Raw genomic sequence first — 19,626 nt, 5'->3', positions numbered from 1 at the left:
TTGAACGCCGGGCCGGCAATGGCCTACGAATGACAAGGATTTCGGAGGCCAGCCGCCATGACGACGCCAACATGACGACACTTGTCATTCCCGACCTTGCCGGCAAGGCGGTGCTGGTCACCGGCGCGTCGACCGGTATCGGCGCGGCGCTCGCCCTCGCTTATGCCGGACAGAAATGCCGCGTAGCGCTACATTACAATTCAAGCCGCGACGCCGCCGAAAGGCTTGCCAAGACTATCCGCGACGATGGCGGCGAGGTTTATCTGACGCAGGGCGACTTTTCCGTTCCTGCCGACGTAGAGCGCGTGGTCGAGGAAAGTGCCCAGCATTTCGGCCGGCTCGACGGACTGGTCAACAATGCCGGCGGCATGCTTGGCCGTGTTGCCTATGCCGAGCAGACCGAGGCGCATTATGACGCGGTGATGGACCTCAACGCCCGCTCCGTGCTGACCGCCTCGCGCAAGGCGATACCGTGGCTGAAGAAACAAGGCGGCTTCATCGTCAACACCTCCTCGATCGCCGCCCGCAATGGCGCCGGCGGCGGTGCCGGCCTTTACGGCTCGGCCAAGGCGTTCGTCTCCAACGTGACGCGCGGCATGGCCAAGGAGTTGATCGGCTTCGGCATCCGCGTCAACGCCGTGGCGCCCGGCACCATCCTGACGCCCTTTCACGAACGCTATTCGACCGCCGAGCAGATCAAGGCCATGGTCGCCACCATCCCGCAGGGCCGCGCCGGCACGCCTGAAGATTGCGTCGGCGCCTATCTTTTTTTGTCGTCAGACCTGTTGAGCGGCTACATCACCGGCCAGGTGATCGAGGTCAATGGCGGCCAGTTGATGCCGTAAGACGGCGTACTCTTGTCGCTTAAAGGGAGGTGAAGCGAATGTATGGACTGATCGGCAAGATGCGGGCGGCGCGCGGCCAGCGCGACGCGGTCATGGACGTGCTGCGCGAGACCACCGGCGCCCTGCCCGGCTGCCTGAGCTACATCATCGCCACCGACCCGGCCGATGCCGACGCGATCTGGGTCACAGAAGTCTGGACCGACCAGGCAAGCCATAAGGCGTCGCTGCAACTGCCCGAGGTCCAGGCGGCGATCGCCAAGGCGCGCCCCTTCATCGCCGGTTTCGAATTCCAGATCGAGACCCATCCGGTCGGCGGCTTTGGCCTTCCTGAGACGCAGGCCGGCTGATTCTAATCGACGGTTTATCCGGACTGTGAGTTCAGTCGGGCAGGAGTAACTTTGGTGCGGATCGTAGATATTCACGACGCGAAGATTCATTTATCGCACCTTGTTGACCAGGCCGCCAAGGGTGAGCCGTTTATCATAGCCAAGGCAGGCAAACCGTTGGTCAAGGTCGTATCGATCGAGCAGCCTGCCTCGACGCAGATACAGCGGATTGGTTTTATGGCCGGACAGTTTTCTGTCCCCGACGATTTCGACCGGATGGGCGATGACGAGATCGGCCGACTATTCGATACCAACATGTGAGACCTGTTGATCGACACTGACGCGCTCAACCATTTCTTCCGATGCGCTAGGTTCGCATTTTTCACCCCGGGTCTAGGAAAAATGGACTCCTCGCCGGAACAACCGTCGCCAGACCAACTGCCCGTTGAGCGCATGGCGCGCCTGCGTCAGCCACAGCAGTGGCTCGTGCTGCTGGCGTTCTCGCTGCTCTTCGCCGGCGCGCTGGAACTCGCCGCCCTGCCGGCGGCGCTGCTGATCGGCCCGATGCTGGCGGCGATCCTCGCCGGCACCAATGGTGCGACGGTGCGGGTGCCGCGCCTGCTGTTCGGCTCCGCCCAGGCCGTGGTCGGCTGCCTGGTCGCGAGCTCGATCTCGGCCGATATCTTCCCCGTCTTCTATGCCGACTGGCCGCTCTTCCTCGCCGTGGTGATTGCGACCGTCGCGGCCTCGAGCCTGCTCGGCTGCCTGATCAGCCGCTGGCGCATCCTGCCCGGCACCACGGCCGTCTGGGGCTCCTCGCCCGGTGCCGCCACCGCCATGGTGCTGATGGCCGGCGCTTTCGGCGCCGACCAGCGTCTTGTCGCCTTCATGCAATATCTGCGCGTCATCTTCGTCTCGATGACGGCAGCACTCGTCGCCAAGATGTGGGTCGACACGTCCGGCGTCGAAGTGCCGCCCATCATCTGGTTTCCGCCGATCGACCCTCAGGCTTTCGCCGCAACCGTCAGCATCGCGCTCTTCGGCGGCCTGGCCGGAAAACTTGTCAGGCTGCCGTCGCCCTTCTTTCTCGGCACCTTCATTTTCGGCGCCGTGATCCATCTCGGCCTCGGCGTGCCGATGCAATTGCCGCCCTGGCTGCTGGCCGTCAGCTACGCCATGGTCGGCTGGTCGATCGGGCTGAACTTCACCCGGCCGATCCTGCGCCACGCGACGCGGGCGCTGCCGCAGATCATCGGCTCGATCGTGGCGCTGATCGTCTTTTGCGGCGGCCTCGCTTTCGTTCTCAGCCGTCTGGCCGGCGTCGACCCGCTGACGGCCTATCTGGCAACCAGCCCGGGCGGCATGGACAGCGTCGCCATCATCTCCGCCGCAGCGCGGAATGTCGACATCTCCTTCGTCATGGCGTTGCAGTCGGCGCGTTTCCTCGTCGTGCTTTTGATTGGGCCAAGCGTAGCCAAGCTGGTGGCGCGAAACGTCAGGGACTGATCCGCGATATCCAAGGCAAGGGAGAACAAAGAAAATGCCCATGGACCGCCGCTTGAATGTCATCCACCTTTCCGGCCGCGTCGCAGTGGTCACGGGCGGCGCCCAAGGCATCGGGCTCGCCGTGGCCCGCCGCCTGCTGTCGTCCGGCGCCAGTGTCGCGATCTGGGATATCGACGAGCCTGCGATGAAGGGCGCCCTTGCGCAGCTCGCTCCAATCGGGCGCGTCGAGGCCTTCCTCTGCGACCAATCGCAAATCGAGGCGGTAGACCTTGCGGCCGGCGAGACCGAGCGGGCGCTCGGACCGGTCGATCTTCTCGTCAACAATGCCGGCATTGCCGGGCCTGCCGCGACCGTGGCGGATTATGATCCGGCAGCCTGGCGGCAGATCATCGACATCGACCTCAACGGCGTCTTCTACTGCTGCAAGCGGCTGGTGCCCGGCATGGTCGCGCGCAATTACGGCCGCATCGTCAATGTCGCCTCGGTCGCCGGCAAGGAAGGCAATCCCAACGCAGCCGCCTATTCGGCGGCGAAGGCCGGCGTGCTGGCGCTGACCAAATCGCTCGGCAAGGAACTCGCCGGCCATGACATCGCCGTCAACGCGCTGACGCCCTCGCCCGCGCGCACCCGCATTCTCGAACAGCTTACCGAGGCCCAGGTGACCTATATGCTGGGCAAGGTGCCGCGCGGCCGGTTCGTCGAGGTGGAGGAAGCCGCGGCGATGATCGCCTTCATGCTGTCGGACGAGAACTCCTTCACCACCGGCGCAACCTTCGACCTTTCCGGCGGACGCGCGACTTATTGAGCCGGCAGTCAGCTGATGACGAGGCTCGCTATCCGGTCGCCGTCGAGGGCGAACGTCATATCGCCCTCGCCGTTGAAGCCGTTGCCCGTCACCTCGACACGGGCATGATAGACGCCGTCGCGTTGCGCGACGCGCACGATGCGCAGATTGGATTGCACGCCGATATTGTCCGACTGGTTCCAGCGCGCGACCCCGTCGCGGCCACGGAAATCGCGGCCCCAGTCGCTCAGGAAAGCATCGTCCGTGAAGGCATCGAGAAAGGCTTTCGTATCGCCCGCATTGGTTGCCTCGACAAAACGGCGTATCGGGTCGGGCGTGACCATCAGTCGAGCCTGTGCATCAGGTCGTCATCCAGCCAGCGGCCGAAGAAATAGACCAGCTGCTTGTGCCACCACGGCCAGTCATGGCTAACATCGCCGCCCCAATAGTCGACCCAGGCGGGGATCGACTTGTCGCGCAGGATCTGTTCGAGCTCGCGCGTCTCGACCAGCATGCGCTCCTCCCAGGCGCCCTGCCCGCAGCAGAAAATCAGCCGCAGCGCCCGCAGCCGCCCGAGCAGCTTCTGGTCGACGATCCCCGGCAGGTAGTCGAGCGGCGAGTTGAAGAAGAGGCTGCCGTCCAGCGCCTTGCCGAAGAAGTCGCGGGTCGAATAGACGCCCGACAGTGAAATAACGCCGCTCGCCAGTTCCGGAAACCGGAAGACGAAATTCGACGAGTGATAGCCGCCCATCGAGCAGCCGCAGAACAGCGGCTTCAAATTGCGTCCGCTATTGGATTTCGCGGCGACCGACTGCAGTTCCGGCAGCGCCTCTTCCCGTACATAGCGGAAATAAGCCTCGTGGCGGGCGATGCGGTGGGCCGGGTCGACCTGCCTGTTGAAGAAGGATTCCGAATCGATGCCGTCGAGCGTGAACAGCTGGATGCGGCCCGTGTCGATGAACTCGCCAAGCGCGCCGACCCCGCCGGAATCCTCGAACTGGTAGAACCGCCCTTGCGAGGTCGGGAACACCACCACCGGCCGGCCGGCATGGCCGTAGCGCTTGTACTCCATGTCGCGGCCGAGATTGCGGGCCTGGGCCTTGTGGTAGGAAATGTCCATCGCCTCACGCCTTTTCCGCGTGGATGTAGTTGACCGCCTGGCGCAGCGCCGTGGGATCCTTCGAACGCATCTGGTAGGCGTAATTTCCCATGGCGCGGCTGAAAACCTCTTCGATGGCCTGGTGATGGACGATCTTGTCGCCGTGGGCGGCTAGCACGTCGGCATGGCTGTGCAAATAGTCGAGGTGCCGCTTGCGGCTGGCATAGGCGGTGAAATATTTCCCCTTGTAGGGACCGCCGGCGGCGTCCTTGACCACCATGTCGGCCCATGCCGCATAGACGTCGATGTCGAAGGTGTAGTTGATGGCGTCGGTCATCCAGGCGCCGGGCGGCCGCATGTTGACCTCCAGCGCAATGACGCGGTCGTCCTTTGTCTCGAACAGTTCGATGTGGAAGAAGCGCTCGCGCACGTCGAACGCCTTCAGGATCTTGCGGCCCGCCTCCTCCACCGCCGGGCTGATCTCGGGAAAGCAGGTGTAGCTCATATGGCGGTCGCGGTTGACCACCTCCATGACGCTCTGGTCGTAGCGGTGGCTGGCCGCCAGCACCACCTCGCCGTCGCGGTTGACCAGCCCGTCATAGGTCACCACCAGCCCCTCGATGAATTGCTCCATGACGAAGGTGACGCCCTCGGGCTTGTCCCTGAAGAACTGGTCGAGTTCTTTTGGGTTGGAGATCTTGAAGGTGTTCGAGGCGCCCGAGCCCGAATCCGGCTTGACCACCACCGGATAGCCGACGCGCCGGATAAAGGTCATGGCGCCGGCGCGGTCCGAGCATTTGCGCTGCGGAATGGTCTCGACGCCGCTCTTGCGAAAGAAGGCGCGCATGCGGCTCTTGCGCTTCAAATTCTTCACGAAATCGAGCTTGGTGCCGAAGATGTTGAAGTCGGTGCGGATATTGGCTTCGAGCTCGAGCCAGTGCTCGTTGAGCGATTCGAAACGGTCGATGCGGCCCCATCTGTGGATGAAGTGGCCCATCGCGCGGAACACGACATCATAGTCTTCCATGTCCGCGACGCGGTAATATTCTGCAAGCGCCGGCTTCAGCTTGGCGCTGAGCGTTTCATAGGGCGCATCGCCGATGCCGAGCACGGTCGCGCCGGCCTTTTTCAGCCGGTCGCAGAAATCGGCGCCGTTGGCTGGAAAATGCGGCGAGAAGAACACGAAATTCAATGCACCGCCTCCCCTGAGATCATGACCTCTTGCGGCGAGTTTGGCGCATTTGTCCTGCGTGTGGAAGAGCTTGCGCGGTGTGCGGCCGGGCCGGCCCTTGCCTCCGCATGACCGCTCCTGTAAGACAGCCGCCATGATCGAGCGTGCCTTTTCCGTCGCTTCCCCTCGCACCGGCTCTGCCGGCGAGAGCGCGCGCTCGCTTGCTTCGACGCTGCTTCTTCTCGGCCTTATCGGCGATCGCCGGGTTCGCTGAAGGAGCGCCCGGCGGTCGAGTCCGCCGCGCAAGCGCACGCTCCTTGGCAATTCACATCAAGCGAACGAAACTCTGGTAAAGGCGAAGCTCAGCCCAATCCGCCCGCAGGCGGACCCGAGCCGCCGGGAGAACAAGACGATGAACGCACGAGAAGAAATCCGCGCCGGCGATGCCGAAACCGCCACGCGCGCGGCAGGGCATATGCAGGATGCCGCCCGCAAATATCAACCCTACCCCACCGTTGGCCTCACCGACCGCACATGGCCGTCGAAAGTCATCGAAAAGGCGCCGATCTGGTGCTCGGTCGATCTGCGCGACGGCAACCAGGCGCTGATCGATCCGATGGGCCACGAGCGCAAGGCGCGCATGTTCGCGCTGCTCCTCGACATGGGCTTCAAGGAGATCGAGATCGGCTTTCCGTCCGCCTCGCAGACCGACTTCGACTTTGCCCGCTGGTGCATCGAGCAAGGCAACGTGCCTGCGGATGTCTCGCTGCAGGTGCTGGTCCAGTGCCGGCCCGAGCTGATCACCCGTACCTTCGAGGCGCTGCAGGGCGCCCACAACCCGATCGTGCATTTCTACAATTCGACCAGCGAGCTGCAGCGCCGTGTCGTCTTCGAAAAGGACGTCGCCGGCATCAAGCGGATCGCCACCGACGCCGCCAGGATGATCACCGATATGGCGGCCAAGGCCGGCGGCGGCTACCGTTTCGAATATTCGCCGGAAAGCTTCACCGGCACCGAGCTCGAAGTGGCGCTGGAGATCTGCAACGCCGTCACCGAGATCGTCAAGCCGACGGCCGACAACAAGCTCATCATCAACCTGCCCTCGACCGTCGAGATGTCGACGCCAAACGTCTACGCCGACCGTATCGAATGGATGTGCCGCAATCTCGATAATCGCGACAAGCTGATCATTTCGCTGCATCCGCATAATGACCGCGGCACCGGCATCGCCACCACCGAGCTCGGCCTGATGGCCGGCGCCGACCGCGTCGAAGGCACGTTGTTCGGCAATGGCGAGCGCACCGGCAATGTCGACATCGTCACGCTGGCGCTCAACATGTACACGCAAGGCGTCGATCCCGAACTCGACTGCTCCGATATCAACCGGATGAAGGACGTCTACGAATATTCAAACCAGCTCAGGATTCCCGAACGTCATCCTTACGTCGGCGAACTGGTTTACACCGCCTTTTCCGGCTCGCATCAGGACGCCATCAACAAGGGCATGAAGGCGCTGAAGAAGGCCAATACCGGCCTGTGGGAAGTGCCCTATCTGCCGATCGACCCGGCCGACGTCGGCCGCAGCTACGAGGCGATCATCCGCATCAACTCGCAGTCCGGCAAGGGCGGCATCGCCTATGTGCTGCAGGCCGATTACGGCCTCAATCTGCCGCGCAATCTGCAGATCGAGTTCAGCCAGGAAATCCAGGCGATCACCGATGCCGAAGGCAAGGAAGTGCCCGCCAGGCGCATCCATGACCGCTTTCTCGACACCTATGTCGATCAGCCCGGCGCGCGGCTGAAGTTCCTCGATCACCAGACCTTCCCCGACGCCGAGGTCAAGGGCCGCCGCGTGGTGGAAGCGGTAATCCTCGACAACGGCAAGGAAGTGACCATCGCCGGCTCCGGCACCGGCCCGATCGACGGCTTCGTCGATGCGCTGTCGCGCCATGTCGGCGTCGAGATGTCGGTGCTCGACTATTCCGAACATTCCTTGCAGCGCGGCTCCAATGCCTCGGCCATTTCCTATGTCGAGATGGAGTATCCTGGCGGCAAGCTGTTCGGCGCGGGGATAAACACCAACATCGTCGCTGCCTCGCTGGAGGCCGTGGTTTCGGCCGCCAACCGCATCCTCGGCCGCAAGGCCGGCTGACCGCCCGCGCTCTCTCGACCGCGGCGCGTCGCGACGACGCGCCGCGGTCGGCTTGCGCCATTCATTAACCGGCGGGAAAATTTCCCGTGGCTTACGCGATAGCGTAACAGAAGCGTTCTTGTGCGCCGGCGCTGGCGCTATATTATCGCATCCTAACCTGTGCCGAATTCGGAAGGATCGACACTTGCAGCCTGCCACGCCTGCCGCCCCCGCAGTGCGCGAGACATTGGAGCGACTGCTTGCCAGCGAAACGTTCGGAAGGTCCGAGCGTGCGCGCGAGCTGTTACGCTATCTGGTCGAACGCGAGCAGGCCGGCGAGGCCGACAGGCTCAAGGGCCTTTCCATTGCCATGGATGTCTTCGGCAAGGACGGTGATTTCGACCCGTCGACCGATGCCGTGGTCAGGGTTCAGGCCGGGCGTCTGCGGGAGCTTCTGCAGCAATATTTCGCCAATGAAGGCGTTGCCGAGCCATTGCGCATCGCCATTCCGCGCGGCGGCTACGTCCCTTCCTACGAGCCGAATGCCATTCGGCTGCCTGCCGGGGGCGGGCCTGCCAACACTGGCCAGGCCGCCTCGCCTGCAGCCGAACATTTCGAGAATCCCTTGCCGGCGGACGCCGCGGCACTGATCACGGCCCCGGCCACGCCGGCATCCGCCCCGTCGCTGACGCGCCAGCTGCGGCTCTTCTGGGCCGCCATGATCCTAGTCATCGCGATGCTGGGTGTGCTTATCATGCGCCAGGGCGGCCTTGCCTTTCTCGACGGTGACGGTGCCGCAGCACCCGTCGAGACGGCAAGTGGCGCGACCAGCAGCACCGCCCCGCAGCCGTTCGATGGCCTGCCGCTGATCTACATTGCCATCAAATCGGACGGACAGGAGGCAGCCCGTGTCGCAGCCTCGCTGCGCGCCGGCCTTGCCGGCTTCGACACCATAGACTTCATCGGGCGCGACGCCGATGCAACGCGCGATGTTTCGGCCGATCCGATCAGTTTCGTTTTCGACGTCATTCCCGGCCCCGCCGCCGGCGACGTCACGGTCGAGCTGCAGAGCGTCGCGACCGGACGCGTTCTCCTGTCGCGCAACCTGACCCCGGCCGAAAGCGCGCCTGCCGCGATCGAAAGCAGCATCGCGGGCCTGCTGACCTCGACCATCCCTGCTTCCGGCGCGATCTACAGCTACATCGACCAGAGCGGCGTCCAGACCAGCCAGATCGGATGTCTGGTCCTCAACGATCGCTACTATCTCGACCAGAGCGCCAGGACGCACGAAGCTGCTTATCGCTGCCTGGAGCAGTTGGTCGGCCAGGGCACCAAATCGTCTCTGGTCTACTCGGAACTGGCATCCTTGCAGCTGGAAGCCGTCACCGACCACTATGCCTATCCACCCGGCGCGTCGATTGAACAGGCGATGTCGCTTGCCCATCGCGCCATTCAGATGGGGCCGATGAGCCCGCACGCGCATCGCGCCTATGGCTATCTCAACAGCCGGCTCGGCAATACGGAGGAAGCGATCCGCTGGATGCGCAAGGCCTACGAGCTCAATCCCTACGATCTGGGCATGGCCGCCGCCTATGGCTACGGGCTGATTTTTGCCGGCAAATATCAGGAGGGAACGCCGATCCTCGGCCGCGCCGTCGAAGCCTTCAGCGGCCATCCGACCTGGTGGGATTACGGCCTGTTCGTCGGAGCCTTCATGCAAGGCGACACAAGCAAGGCTGCAATTGCCAGCGAATCGCTGCGCACGACGGCAAACAAGTCGCATTACCTGGCCGCGCGCCTGATCGGCGCCAGGATTTCCGGCCGCGACAAACTCGCAAATCAGCTTGCCAACGAGCTCACCGTCGAATTTCCGAAATTCGCCGCCAACCCGCGCGCGACATTCGTCGACAGGAAGTACCCCGCCGATCTCACCGACCGGCTGGTGCAGTCCTTGCGCGCCGCCGGGATCGGCAATCCCAGCTGAACGATCGTCCGTCGCTGGCGCATTTGCCGGAAAAATCGGTATCCGCTTTGATTTTGTGACTCCCGGTCCGCAACGCATGATTGCCGGAACCTGCTTGTGCATACGGGATCACAACTCCTTCCAATCGCAAAAATTTTACTGGCTATCGAGCTGGTCCGGGAGCAATTCAGCCACAATTTGCAATTGCTCCCGTCTTGCTCCTGCAGCCACACATTTCCATGCTTCCACATCCTTACGTCGCCGAACGCGGCACCGGCCCCAAGACGATTGTCTTCCTGCACGGTTTCGGCGGCTGCCATGAAATCTGGCGCGACGTGATCGCCGCGCTGGCTTCTGGTGTCAGGGCGCTGGCCTACGATCTGCCGGGTCACGGACGATCGTTGGAACACCAGGGCGGCGCCAGGACGGCTGCCATGGCCATACTGGCGGATTTGGCTACGCGCCGGCTGGACAGGGTCCACATCGTCGGTCATTCCATGGGCGGTGCGGTGGCGGCATTGATGGCGCTCGCCGATCCCGCAAGTGTGGCCTCGCTGACCCTGCTGGCGCCCGGCGGCTTCGGCCCGGAGATTGACGGCCCCTTGCTGCGCCGCTATGCCGCCGCGGCCGACAAGACAGATATTCGCGCTTGTCTTGCCGCCATGTCGGGGCCGCGGAGCGTGCCTCCCGAGCACGTGGTGGATGTGCTTTTTAAGATGCGCGGCCGACCGGGCCAATTGCAGACCCTTGTCGACGTGGCAGCTTCGATGACCAGTGATGACCGGCAAGGTGTCATCCGGCGCGAACAGCTCGATACCCTCGCCATGCCTGTGATGGTGGTTTGGGGGGCGCAGGACCCGGTCCTGCCCGTCGACCAGACCGAGGGCTTGCCGGCGCATTTCCATCTTCATCATGTGCTGGACGCCGGACATATGCTGGTCGAGGAAGCCCCTGGCCTGATCGCCGAGATCGTTCGCCGCAATACGCGACGCCGTGGCAGGAGACAGCTGCCGGCGCTTGGCGCGGCGGCAGGCTGACTGCCAACGCCATCACACGGTGCATTTTGCCGGCGACTGTGTTAACTCGCTGTTAACCAACAGCGAGGCAGCGCCAATGAAGGACGCAGGCGACAAAATCACCCCGATCGAACCGTCGCGGAAGCTGGCGGATACCATCCGCGACGTCAAGAATGCGTTCGCCGACCGCGATGACGTGGTCGTCGACATGCGCGAAGCGCACCGCATGCGCCTTGACCTGCTTGCCGCGGAGCTCGCGCCCGTTTTCGCCGACGTGCCGGCGGACATGGACAATTTCGACTTTGCCGTTTCCTCCGGGCTGCAGCCGCGGCTGTGGATCGATGCCGTGAGCCATGTCGCCATGGGGCGCGACCGCCGCACCTATCGTTTCCTCAGGGATACGCGCATCGGCCGGGTGGTGCTGGCCGAATCGACCGAGATGAAGCCCGTTGCCGATGCCGTGACACGCTACGTCGCCGAACGGATCGTCGAGCGTCAGCGGATGATGGAGGGCGGGGTGGAGAGCGCCGCGGCCGGCCTGCATCGCCCCCTGGTCGAGGAAGCCGAACCGCCGCTGCAATCCGCAACTCGCCGCAACGGCTGGACGACGTTCTTTGCCGGCCTCGGCTTGATCGCCGCCGGCGCACTGGTCGGCCTGGCAGTGTCGCTCGTGCTATTCTGGGACCGCATCGCCCAGATGAAGATCAGCTTCTGACGAGCTGCCGGGGCGCCTCCGACAGCGCGCCGAGGTCTATCGTCTGCAGCTCGGAAGGCGGTATGGAGGGGCCGGTCAGGCCGCGCCGCGTCAGGCGGATGCCCCAGTTGCCCTTTTCGCCGTCGATGTCGAACAGATTGTACTGCGCCGCCGGGCGCCTGCCGCCGGGAGCCTGACCCGCGGCGGCAACGCCGACCACCGGCACCTTGGCGCCGCGCTGGCCGATGGTGAACAGCGACGGCAGATGCGAATGGCCGTGCAGGACAAGCTCGGCGCCATGCCGGCGAATGAGCCTGTGGAAGCGGGCGATGCCGAACAGCCGCTTGTGCTGCGGAACGGCGCCCCGCACCGGCGGATGGTGGATCATGATGGCGCGGAACAGGCCTTCTCTTGCTGTGGCGTCAAGGGTCCTGCCGAGTCGCTCCGCCTGCCCCTCCATGAAGAAGCCGTTGGCCATGAAGGGCGCCGTTGCGCGCGCCGTCGTGACGCCGATCAGCGCGACGTTGCCGCGCACCCGCAGATAAGGAAAGGAATTGCGGTCGACCGGACTGTTGACGCCGTCGCCTGTCATCCATGGCGCCCATGAGCGGCAGACCTTGTCGAAGGCGCCCGGCACATAGGCATCGTGATTGCCCGGGACCACCGACACGTCATGTGGCGAGCCGAGCGTCTCCAGCCAGTGCTTCGCCATCTCGATCTCGCCGTCGAGCGCCAGGTTGACAAGGTCGCCGGTGATGGCGAGGTGGTCGGGCGTGTTTGTCTTGATATCGGCGACGATCGCATCGATGACGGCATCATGCATATGGCGACGGCGGTTGCGCTGCCAGTTGACGTAACCCAGCACCCGCTTGGAGGCGAGATCGCGATAGGTTACATCCGGCAATGGCCCCAGATGGATATCGGAAATATGTGCGAGCCTGAACATAGCTCCTTCTTAAGCGACCCGGTCCGGCCTTTCCACTCACGGTTTCGCGGATGAATGCCGGACCCGATCCGGAAGTGCCGTTTCGCCAGACCGGCTGGCTGGGGCTGCGGGCAAGGCTGTTCCACCTCTATTTCCTGCTGCGGCGCCCGATGACGCTCGGCGTGCGCGGCCTCATATACGACCGGGCCTCCAATTCCGTCTTCCTCATCCGCCATACCTATGTTCCGGGATGGCAATTGCCGGGCGGCGGCGTCGAGGTGGGCGAGACGCTTGTCGAAGCGCTGGCGCGCGAATTGGCCGAGGAAGGCAACATCGCGCTGGCTGCCCCGCCGGTGCTGAAATCGATGCACTTCAACCGCCGCGCCAGCAACCGCGACCATGTCGGCCTTTATCTGATCGAGGCCTTCAGCCAGACGGCGCCAAAGCTCCCGGACCACGAGATCGCCGAAGCGGACTTCTTCCCGCTCGACCGCTTGCCGGAAGAGACCACGCCCGCAACGCTGCGGCGGATAGCCGAGGTTTTCCAAGGCGGGCAGACATCCGCTTATTGGTGATTTATGAATACGGCTATCCTATTGATGTTAAATTCGATTATGCTGAATTTGCCAAAGGGGGGAAATGAAATGGCTATCGAAGGAACAGGATCTGTTAACGTGTGGCCGTGTGTTGGCATTTACATACTTGTCACCATCTTAGCTAGTTTTATATTGATCATTGTTTCGATAATTTTCCCTCGCTAGCAGCAAGCGTAGGAAAAAGCAGTTATGTTGGTATAAATATTGCTTCGACTTTAGCATCGTACTCCTTTTTCATTAAAAAGCACGGAAGGCTTTTCCGGCGTGGCGAATATTGGAGAACAGTCACTTTTTCCACGGTAGCCGTTGTTTTGCTCTCGTTGATTTTCGTTCTCTCGGCCACTGCGGCCGATACCACAACGAGAGATTTGAAAGACATCCCTGTCGGTGGCTGGGTTGTGATCATGGCGTTGGCGACGCTGATTGCTTTCGGCCTCAACGCCATCGGCTATTCGAGCTGGTTCGGGAATCGCTTGTTGAAAGCGAACCGCAAGAAACAAGTGCAGATCGACACCACACCTTTCCGTTGATCGACTGGGCAGATGGCAGTCAGGCTGCCTTCCTGAACCGGCCGCGATCATGCGGCGCGGCATAGTCCAGCTCCGGCCCCACCGGAACAATCCCTGTCGGGTTGATCGACCTGTGGCTGCCGTAATAATGCGCCTTGATGTGGTGCAAATCGACCGTACCTGAGACACCCGGCACCTGGTAGAGGTCGCGCAGATAGTTCGACAGGTTCGGGTAATCGGCGATGCGGCGCAGATTGCATTTGAAGTGGCCGACATAGACCGGATCGAAGCGCACCAGCGTGGTGAACAGCCGCCAGTCCGCCTCGGTGATGCGCTCGCCGACCAGATAGCGCTGTTTCGCCAGCCGCTCTTCCACCGCGTCGAGCGCTGCGAACAGCTCGCCGAACGCCTCCTCATAGGCCTCTTGCGTGGTGGCGAAGCCGGCGCGGTAGACGCCGTTGTTGATGGCCGGATAGATCAGCGCGTTGATCTCGTCGATCCTTGTCCGTAGCGCCGCCGGATAGAAATCGAGGCTCGCATCGCCCCATTCGTCGAAGGCGGAATTCAGCATCCGGATGATCTCGGAAGACTCGTTGGAGACGATTGTCTGTTCCTTCTGGTCCCACAGCACCGGCACCGAGGCGCGGCCCGAATAGGCAGGATCGGCCTTTGCGTAGATCTGATGCAGGAAGTCGAGGCCATAGAGCGTGTCGCCGGTGGCGCCGTCCTCGGCCAGGAAGGTCCAGCCGTTCTCGCCCATGAAATGGTGCACGACCGAGACCGAAATGACGCCTTCCAGCTTCTTCAGCACGCGGAAGATCAGGGTCCGGTGCGCCCACGGGCAAGCCAGCGACACATAAAGGTGATAGCGCCCGGGCTCTGCCTTGAAGCCGCGTTTGCGGCCTTCAGCCGGCGCGCCGTTGCGCGTGACCCAGTCGCGCCATTGCGCTTCCGCGCGCACAAATCTGCCGCCGCTGTCGGCGCGAAGCGCCCGGTCCTGCCATTTGCCTTCGACCAGCAATCCCATGCGAAACCTCCTTGAGCTTTACCAATATCTAGGCGCATGAGCGGAATGCCGAAGCCCCTCAGGCGCTGAACAGATCGTCAAGCGATGGGATGGCGGGCAAAGCGCCGATTGCAGCCGCCGAAAATTGGTGCTAGCGGAGGCGCCCATGTTCGACTTTGCCTCGATCCGGTTCGACCGACGACGAAAGGACGCCCGCGCTTGATAAAGCGCTGACTGGCGAACGCTGCCGATCGCAGCGACCTTTCCTCGCATACCGGAACGCAAAGACCATGAACCTTGCCGACGTGAAATACCTGCCGGAAACCCCGGCGCACGATGCTGAGATCGAAGCCATCAACGAGGAGGCTTTCGGGCCGGGCCGTTTCGTGCTCGCCGCCTACAAAATCCGCGAAGCCGGTGGACATGACCGCTCGATGTCCTTTGTCGCGGTCAAGGACGACGCAGTGATTGCATCCGTACGCATGACACGTATCGCCGCCGGCGCCGGACGCGCTTTGATGCTCGGGCCGCTCGCCGTGCGGCCTGCCTTCAAGAATCTCGGCATCGGTCGCCGGCTGGTCGCGATCGCGCTGGAGGCCGCGGCCAGGGCCCGCACGCCTGCCGTCATGCTGGTCGGCGACGAGCCTTACTATGGCCCGCTCGGCTTCAAGCGGTTTGCGCGCGGGCAGATCACCATGCCGCGCCCGGTCGATCTCGACCGGCTGCTCCATCACGAAATCACGCCCGGTGCGGTCGCCAGGCTCCAGGGCGAGGTTTGTCATGCGGACACCGCCCGTCTGCCCGAACAGGTTCCGGCCGCGGCCCGGGCCCAGATCGCCCCGCGTGCCTCGATTGATCCGGGCCTTCAGGTTGCGCCGCAGCAGCGGGCTTCGTAGCATGACGGCTAACATATGGAGCATGTCGGCATGAACCCGAATGGCCAGATCGCGATCGTCACCGGCGGCGGCTCTGGCCTCGGCGAGGCGACGGCGCGCGCCCTTGCGGCCAAAGGCGCCATGGTGGCCATCCTCGATGTCGGCATCGATCGTGCGGCGAAGGTGGCGGCCGAAATTAGCGGCATCGCCGTCCAGTGCGACGTCAGCAACGGCGACAACGGCGCGGCCGCAGTCGCCGAAGTGGCTGAAAACCTTGGCGAGCCGCGCATTCTTGTCAATTGCGCCGGCATTGCCATCGGCGTGAAGACAATCGGCAAGGACGGCCCGCATCCGCTCGAGCAGTTCCGCAAGGTGATCGAGATCAACCTGATCGGCAGCTTCAACATGATCCGCCTCGTCGCCGACCGGGCGTCGAGGCTCGATCCGCTGCAAGGCGGCGAACGCGGCGTTATCGTCAACACCGCATCGGTCGCCGCTTATGACGGCCAGATCGGCCAGGCCGCCTATTCGGCCTCGAAGAGCGGCGTTGTCGGCATGACGCTGCCGGTGGCGCGCGACCTCGCCCGCTCCGGCATTCGCGTCTGCACCATCGCGCCCGGCATCTTCAGGACGCCGATGATGGCCGGCATGCCGCAGGAGGTGCAGGATTCGCTCGGCGCCGCCGTGCCCTTCCCGTCCCGGCTCGGCGAGCCTTCCGAATATGCAGCACTCGCGCTCCACATCGTCGAGAACCAGATGCTGAACGGCGAGACGATCCGCCTCGACGGCGCGATCCGCATGGCGCCGAAATAGCGCCGGGATGACCGCGTCGCCGACAGGCGCCGGCGTTGTCGCTGCCGGCAAGGCCGGGCCGCTGGCCGGCCTCAAGGTGATCGAGATTGCGGGTCTCGGTCCGGTGCCGCTGGCGGCCCTGATGCTGTGCGAAATGGGCGCCGAGGTGCTGCGCATCGAGCGTGCGGACGACGGTCAGCCGCCTCTGTCGCTGCCGCAAGAGTACGATCTCGACCGCCACGGCCGCTCCATCCTCAAGCTCGATCTGAAGCGGCCGGCAAGCACGGACCTGTTGCTGCGCCTTGCCGAAAACGCCGACATGCTCATCGAGGGCTTTCGCCCCGGTGTGATGGAGCGGCTGGGCCTCGGGCCTGACGTCGTGCTTGAGCGCAACCCGGCGCTGATCTATGGCCGCCTGACCGGCTTCGGCCAGGACGGACCGTTGTCAGGCCGCGCCGGCCACGACATCACCTATCTCGCCTATGCCGGCCTGCTGCACGCCATTGGCCGGCAAGGCTCGCCGCCCGTGCCGCCGCTCAACCTCGTCGCCGACCAGGGCGGTGGCGCCATGATGCTGATCGCCGGCGTGCTGGCCGCGCTTTTCCAGCGCTCGCGCACCGGTAAGGGCCAGGTGATCGATGCAGCGATGGTCGAAGGTGCCGCGATGCTCGCGGCGCCCATCCACGCTTACATGGCTGCCGGCCTGTGGAGCGACAGGCGTGGCGAAAACCTGCTCGATTCCGGCGCGCCCTTCTACGACATTTATGAGACAGCGGATGGCCGGCATGTCGCCGTTGGCTGCCTCGAACCGCGCTTCTTCGCCGAATTCGCCAGGCTGCTGCCGCTCGACCAGCGTTTTGCCGGCGGCCAGTATGACCTGGCGTTGTGGCCTGAGATGCGCGCCGCCATCGCCGGCAGAATGAGCGAGAAGACACGCGACGAATGGGAGGCGCTTTTTGCCGCGACTGATGCCTGCGTTGCGCCTGTCCTGTCGCTGCGCGAGGCAAGCGACCACCCGCACAGCCGCGCCCGGCAGAGCTTCGTGAGATCGGGCCGGCTCGAGCGGCCGGCGCCAGCACCGCGCTTCTCACATGCCTCGCCGGCCCTCGCCGCGGCGCCTGCGGCCACCGACCGTCAGCCGGCAGACGTGCTGGGGCGTTTCGGCATCGGGGAAAGTGAAATCGAGACCCTTGTCAGCGCCGGCCTGTTTGACCGATAACCGGAGCACGAAAATCAACTTATCGCGGTGAGCGCTTTGGCCGAAACGAAGAAGGATGTCATCCGCAAGACCGATGCCGACGCGATCAGGCTGGCAAAGACTTTGATCCGCTCTGCTCGCTTCGGCGCGCTTGCGGTGATCGAGCCCGGCACCGGCGCACCGCTGGCCAGCAGGGTCGGGGTGGCCACCGATATCGATGGCGCGCCGCTGATCCTGGTGTCGATGCTGTCGGCCCATACCGGCGCGCTTCTCGCCGACCCGCGCTGCTCGCTTCTGGTTGGCGAGCCCGGCAAGGGCGATCCGCTCGCGCATCCGCGCATTACCCTGGCATGCCGGGCGCTGCGGCTGGAGCGTGGATCGGCCGATCATGCCCGTGCCGAGCGGCGCTACCTCAACCGCAATCCGAAGGCAAGGCTCTATGCCGGGCTTGGCGACTTCTCGATTCTCCGCCTTGAGCCCGAACGCGCCAGCCTGAACGGCGGCTTCGGCAAAGCCTATCTTCTGCGTCGCGCCGACTTCATTACCGACGGTCCTGTCGTCGAGGAACTGGCGGCAAGCGAGCAGTCGACGCTCGACCACATGAATGCCGACCATCGTGACGCGATTTGCGTCTATGCGCGCCATTTCGCCCGGGTCGAAGGCGACGGCTGGATCGCCACCGGTTTCGATGCCGACGGCATGGATCTGGCCGCCGCGGACGCCGTCTGCCGGGTCTTTTTCCCTCAACCTCTCGGCGCGGCCAGCGAGTTGCGGACCGTGCTGGTCGAGATGGCCAGGGCCGCACGTGCAGCCGGCTAGACACAGCCGGGACAGTTAATCGTCGCAGGTCGAAAGCAACTCTTGAGATTTGGACGAAATGTTCTACCCTTCATTGTGACGCTGATTCAGCAGCGCATATCGTCATCTGAAAAAATTGAAATCAGGCGCCATTGCCCCCATGGCGGCTGGATGAGCCAGAAGTCATGGGGGATCGATGATCTCGAGCAAACTAATCGCCAATGCTGAGTCGGCGGCCGCATTTCTGACGCTCATGGGCAATGAGAAGCGGCTGCTGATCATGAGCCATCTGATCGACGGCGAAATGTCGGTCGGCGCCATCGCCGAGAAAGTCCGGTTGAGCCAGTCCGCGCTGTCGCAGCACCTGGCCAAGCTGAGAGCTCTCGATCTCGTCGAAACCCGCCGCGACCGGCAGATGATCTATTATTCCTGCAAGTCCGAGGCGGTACGCGAGCTGCTTCGCATGCTGGAAGGCATTTTCGGCGACGGCGACCTGTCCCAGATGGCCTATCGGCTACGCCGCGCCGGGACTTGACCCGCGCCATCCATAACCCGTTACCTTGCTGGCGACTTTCGCCGGCGAGAATTCATGAAACTGATCCCCATCGACGATCCGCAGGATCCGCGCGTCGGCGCCTATCTCGACATCCGCGAGCGCGACCTCGTCGGCAGGCACGGACGCTTCGTCGCCGAAGGCAAGGTGGTGCTGGACCTGCTTCTGTCGACGCGACGCTTTGCCGCCGAGTCGGCGCTTATCCTGGAAAACAGGCTCGCAGGCATTGAGGCCATACTGCGCAAAGCCCCGGTGGACTTCCCGGTCTATGTCGCCAGGGGCGAGGTCATGGACCGCATCGCCGGCTTCCACCTGCATCGCGGCATATTGGCGGTCGGCATTCGCGCCAGCCAGCTCTCCGCGCCGGCCTTGCTGGATACCTTGCCCGGACGCGCCTTGGTGGTCGTCCTGATCGGCATCTCCAACCACGACAATATCGGGTCGATCTTCCGCAATGCCGCCGCCTTCGGGGCGGACGCCGTGCTTCTCGACGCGAGTTGCTGCGACCCTCTCTACCGCAAGGCGATCCGCGTTTCGGTCGGTGCGGCGCTGAAGGTCCCCTTTGCATCCTTCGACGATACAAAGAGCTTCACCACGACCCTCGATCGGCTGGGCTTCAGCCAATTCGCGCTCTCGCCGCGCGGCGAAATTGACATCCGCGCCGTCGAACGGTCGCCGCGGCTGGCGCTTTATCTCGGCACGGAAGGCGAAGGCCTCCCGCAAGATCTTCTTCATCGTCTGCACACGGTGCGGATCGGCATGGCGGACGGCTTTGACAGCCTGAACGTCGCCGCGGCGTCGGCCATCGCCCTGCATCAATTTTCCAGCCGATAGCGGCC

21 protein-coding genes and 1 pseudogene are annotated in these 19,626 nt (G+C 63.8%); 17 read left to right on the top strand and 5 right to left on the bottom strand.

What is annotated here, in order from left to right; genetic code table 11:
- The first annotated feature begins 29 nt into the window (after positions 1–29).
- The 5 genes from FJ974_RS09655 to FJ974_RS09635 all read left to right on the top strand — a co-directional run bounded on the left by FJ974_RS09655 (position 30) and on the right by FJ974_RS09635 (position 3,482).
- Positions 30–845, top strand: a complete 816-nt coding sequence (locus FJ974_RS09655; RefSeq protein WP_226891541.1) for an SDR family NAD(P)-dependent oxidoreductase — start codon at positions 30–32, stop codon at positions 843–845.
- A 38-nt stretch (positions 846–883) separates the two neighbouring features.
- Entirely contained in the window at positions 884–1,192 is a 309-nt protein-coding gene (locus FJ974_RS09650) for a putative quinol monooxygenase (RefSeq protein ID WP_140530049.1), read from the top strand.
- A 54-nt stretch (positions 1,193–1,246) separates the two neighbouring features.
- Entirely contained in the window at positions 1,247–1,492 is a 246-nt protein-coding gene (locus FJ974_RS09645) for a type II toxin-antitoxin system Phd/YefM family antitoxin (protein ID WP_140530047.1), read from the top strand.
- A gap of 81 nt (positions 1,493–1,573) precedes the next feature.
- Positions 1,574–2,677: an AbrB family transcriptional regulator gene (locus tag FJ974_RS09640; protein ID WP_140530045.1), complete on the top strand. Its 1,104-nt coding sequence runs from the start codon at positions 1,574–1,576 to the stop codon at positions 2,675–2,677.
- A 52-nt stretch (positions 2,678–2,729) separates the two neighbouring features.
- Complete coding sequence (locus tag FJ974_RS09635) at positions 2,730–3,482, top strand: SDR family NAD(P)-dependent oxidoreductase (protein WP_140530170.1); 753 nt, start codon at positions 2,730–2,732, stop codon at positions 3,480–3,482.
- An 8-nt stretch (positions 3,483–3,490) separates the two neighbouring features.
- Here FJ974_RS09635 and FJ974_RS09630 read toward each other — a convergent pair whose 3' ends face one another.
- The 3 genes from FJ974_RS09630 to FJ974_RS09620 are packed head-to-tail and all read right to left on the bottom strand — an operon-like array spanning position 3,491 to position 5,887.
- Entirely contained in the window at positions 3,491–3,805 is a 315-nt protein-coding gene (locus FJ974_RS09630; protein ID WP_140530044.1) for a nuclear transport factor 2 family protein, read from the bottom strand.
- Positions 3,805–4,581 carry an esterase family protein gene (locus tag FJ974_RS09625; protein WP_140530042.1) on the bottom strand — a complete coding sequence of 259 codons (777 nt, stop codon included), beginning with the start codon at positions 4,579–4,581 and terminating at the stop codon, positions 3,805–3,807. Before FJ974_RS09625 ends, FJ974_RS09630 begins: the two co-directional genes overlap by 1 nt.
- A 4-nt stretch (positions 4,582–4,585) precedes the next feature.
- Entirely contained in the window at positions 4,586–5,887 is a 1,302-nt protein-coding gene (locus FJ974_RS09620; RefSeq protein ID WP_226891540.1) for an ATP-grasp domain-containing protein, read from the bottom strand.
- Between the two features lie 319 nt (positions 5,888–6,206).
- On the opposite strand from FJ974_RS09620, the gene leuA reads away from it, so the two are divergent.
- From leuA to FJ974_RS09600, 4 genes are all read left to right on the top strand, one after another.
- Complete coding sequence (gene leuA, locus FJ974_RS09615; RefSeq protein WP_181177018.1) at positions 6,207–7,883, top strand: 2-isopropylmalate synthase; 1,677 nt, start codon at positions 6,207–6,209, stop codon at positions 7,881–7,883.
- A gap of 184 nt (positions 7,884–8,067) precedes the next feature.
- On the top strand, positions 8,068–9,846 hold the full coding sequence (locus FJ974_RS09610; RefSeq protein WP_140530039.1) for a tetratricopeptide repeat protein: 1,779 nt from the start codon (positions 8,068–8,070) through the stop codon (positions 9,844–9,846).
- Positions 9,847–10,064: 218 nt separating this feature from the next.
- Positions 10,065–10,862 (top strand): alpha/beta fold hydrolase, encoded by a 798-nt coding sequence (locus tag FJ974_RS09605; protein WP_140530167.1) that lies wholly within the window; start codon positions 10,065–10,067, stop codon positions 10,860–10,862.
- Between the two features lie 76 nt (positions 10,863–10,938).
- Complete coding sequence (locus FJ974_RS09600) at positions 10,939–11,556, top strand: hypothetical protein (protein WP_140530166.1); 618 nt, start codon at positions 10,939–10,941, stop codon at positions 11,554–11,556.
- Here FJ974_RS09600 and FJ974_RS09595 read toward each other — a convergent pair.
- Positions 11,546–12,481: a metallophosphoesterase family protein gene (locus FJ974_RS09595; protein ID WP_140530037.1), complete on the bottom strand. Its 936-nt coding sequence runs from the start codon at positions 12,479–12,481 to the stop codon at positions 11,546–11,548. The genes FJ974_RS09600 and FJ974_RS09595 overlap by 11 nt on opposite strands.
- Before the next feature lie 50 nt (positions 12,482–12,531).
- Here FJ974_RS09595 and FJ974_RS09590 point away from each other — a divergent pair, with 50 nt between their 5' ends.
- A complete protein-coding gene (locus FJ974_RS09590) occupies positions 12,532–13,035 on the top strand; it encodes an NUDIX domain-containing protein (RefSeq protein WP_140530036.1) in 504 nt (167 codons plus the stop codon).
- Positions 13,036–13,187: 152 nt separating this feature from the next.
- Positions 13,188–13,586 carry an ABZJ_00895 family protein gene (locus FJ974_RS09585; protein WP_210240688.1) on the top strand — a complete coding sequence of 133 codons (399 nt, stop codon included), beginning with the start codon at positions 13,188–13,190 and terminating at the stop codon, positions 13,584–13,586.
- Between the two features lie 19 nt (positions 13,587–13,605).
- Here FJ974_RS09585 and FJ974_RS09580 read toward each other — a convergent pair whose 3' ends face one another.
- Positions 13,606–14,592 (bottom strand): glutathione S-transferase family protein, encoded by a 987-nt coding sequence (locus FJ974_RS09580; RefSeq protein ID WP_140530034.1) that lies wholly within the window; start codon positions 14,590–14,592, stop codon positions 13,606–13,608.
- A 269-nt stretch (positions 14,593–14,861) separates the two neighbouring features.
- Between FJ974_RS09580 and FJ974_RS09575 the strand changes: the two are divergent.
- From FJ974_RS09575 to FJ974_RS09550, 6 genes and pseudogenes are all read left to right on the top strand, one after another.
- Positions 14,862–15,383: pseudogene (locus FJ974_RS09575) on the top strand (GNAT family N-acetyltransferase); the annotation flags it as partial.
- A 114-nt stretch (positions 15,384–15,497) separates the two neighbouring features.
- Complete coding sequence (locus FJ974_RS09570) at positions 15,498–16,259, top strand: 3-hydroxyacyl-CoA dehydrogenase (RefSeq protein ID WP_140530031.1); 762 nt, start codon at positions 15,498–15,500, stop codon at positions 16,257–16,259.
- Positions 16,260–16,266: 7 nt separating this feature from the next.
- A complete protein-coding gene (locus tag FJ974_RS09565; protein WP_140530029.1) occupies positions 16,267–17,457 on the top strand; it encodes a CaiB/BaiF CoA transferase family protein in 1,191 nt (396 codons plus the stop codon).
- A 36-nt stretch (positions 17,458–17,493) separates the two neighbouring features.
- Positions 17,494–18,255 carry a HugZ family protein gene (locus tag FJ974_RS09560; RefSeq protein ID WP_140530028.1) on the top strand — a complete coding sequence of 254 codons (762 nt, stop codon included), beginning with the start codon at positions 17,494–17,496 and terminating at the stop codon, positions 18,253–18,255.
- Between the two features lie 175 nt (positions 18,256–18,430).
- Positions 18,431–18,769 (top strand): ArsR/SmtB family transcription factor, encoded by a 339-nt coding sequence (locus tag FJ974_RS09555; RefSeq protein WP_140530026.1) that lies wholly within the window; start codon positions 18,431–18,433, stop codon positions 18,767–18,769.
- 54 nt (positions 18,770–18,823) lie between these two features.
- Positions 18,824–19,621 carry a TrmH family RNA methyltransferase gene (locus FJ974_RS09550; protein WP_140530024.1) on the top strand — a complete coding sequence of 266 codons (798 nt, stop codon included), beginning with the start codon at positions 18,824–18,826 and terminating at the stop codon, positions 19,619–19,621.
- Positions 19,622–19,626: the final 5 nt, after the last annotated feature.

This window comes from Mesorhizobium sp. B1-1-8, assembly GCF_006442795.2.
Classification (GTDB): Bacteria; Pseudomonadota; Alphaproteobacteria; order Rhizobiales; family Rhizobiaceae; genus Mesorhizobium.
Note: the sequence above shows the minus strand (reverse complement) of the source record. Positions and strands in the feature narration are given on the sequence as shown.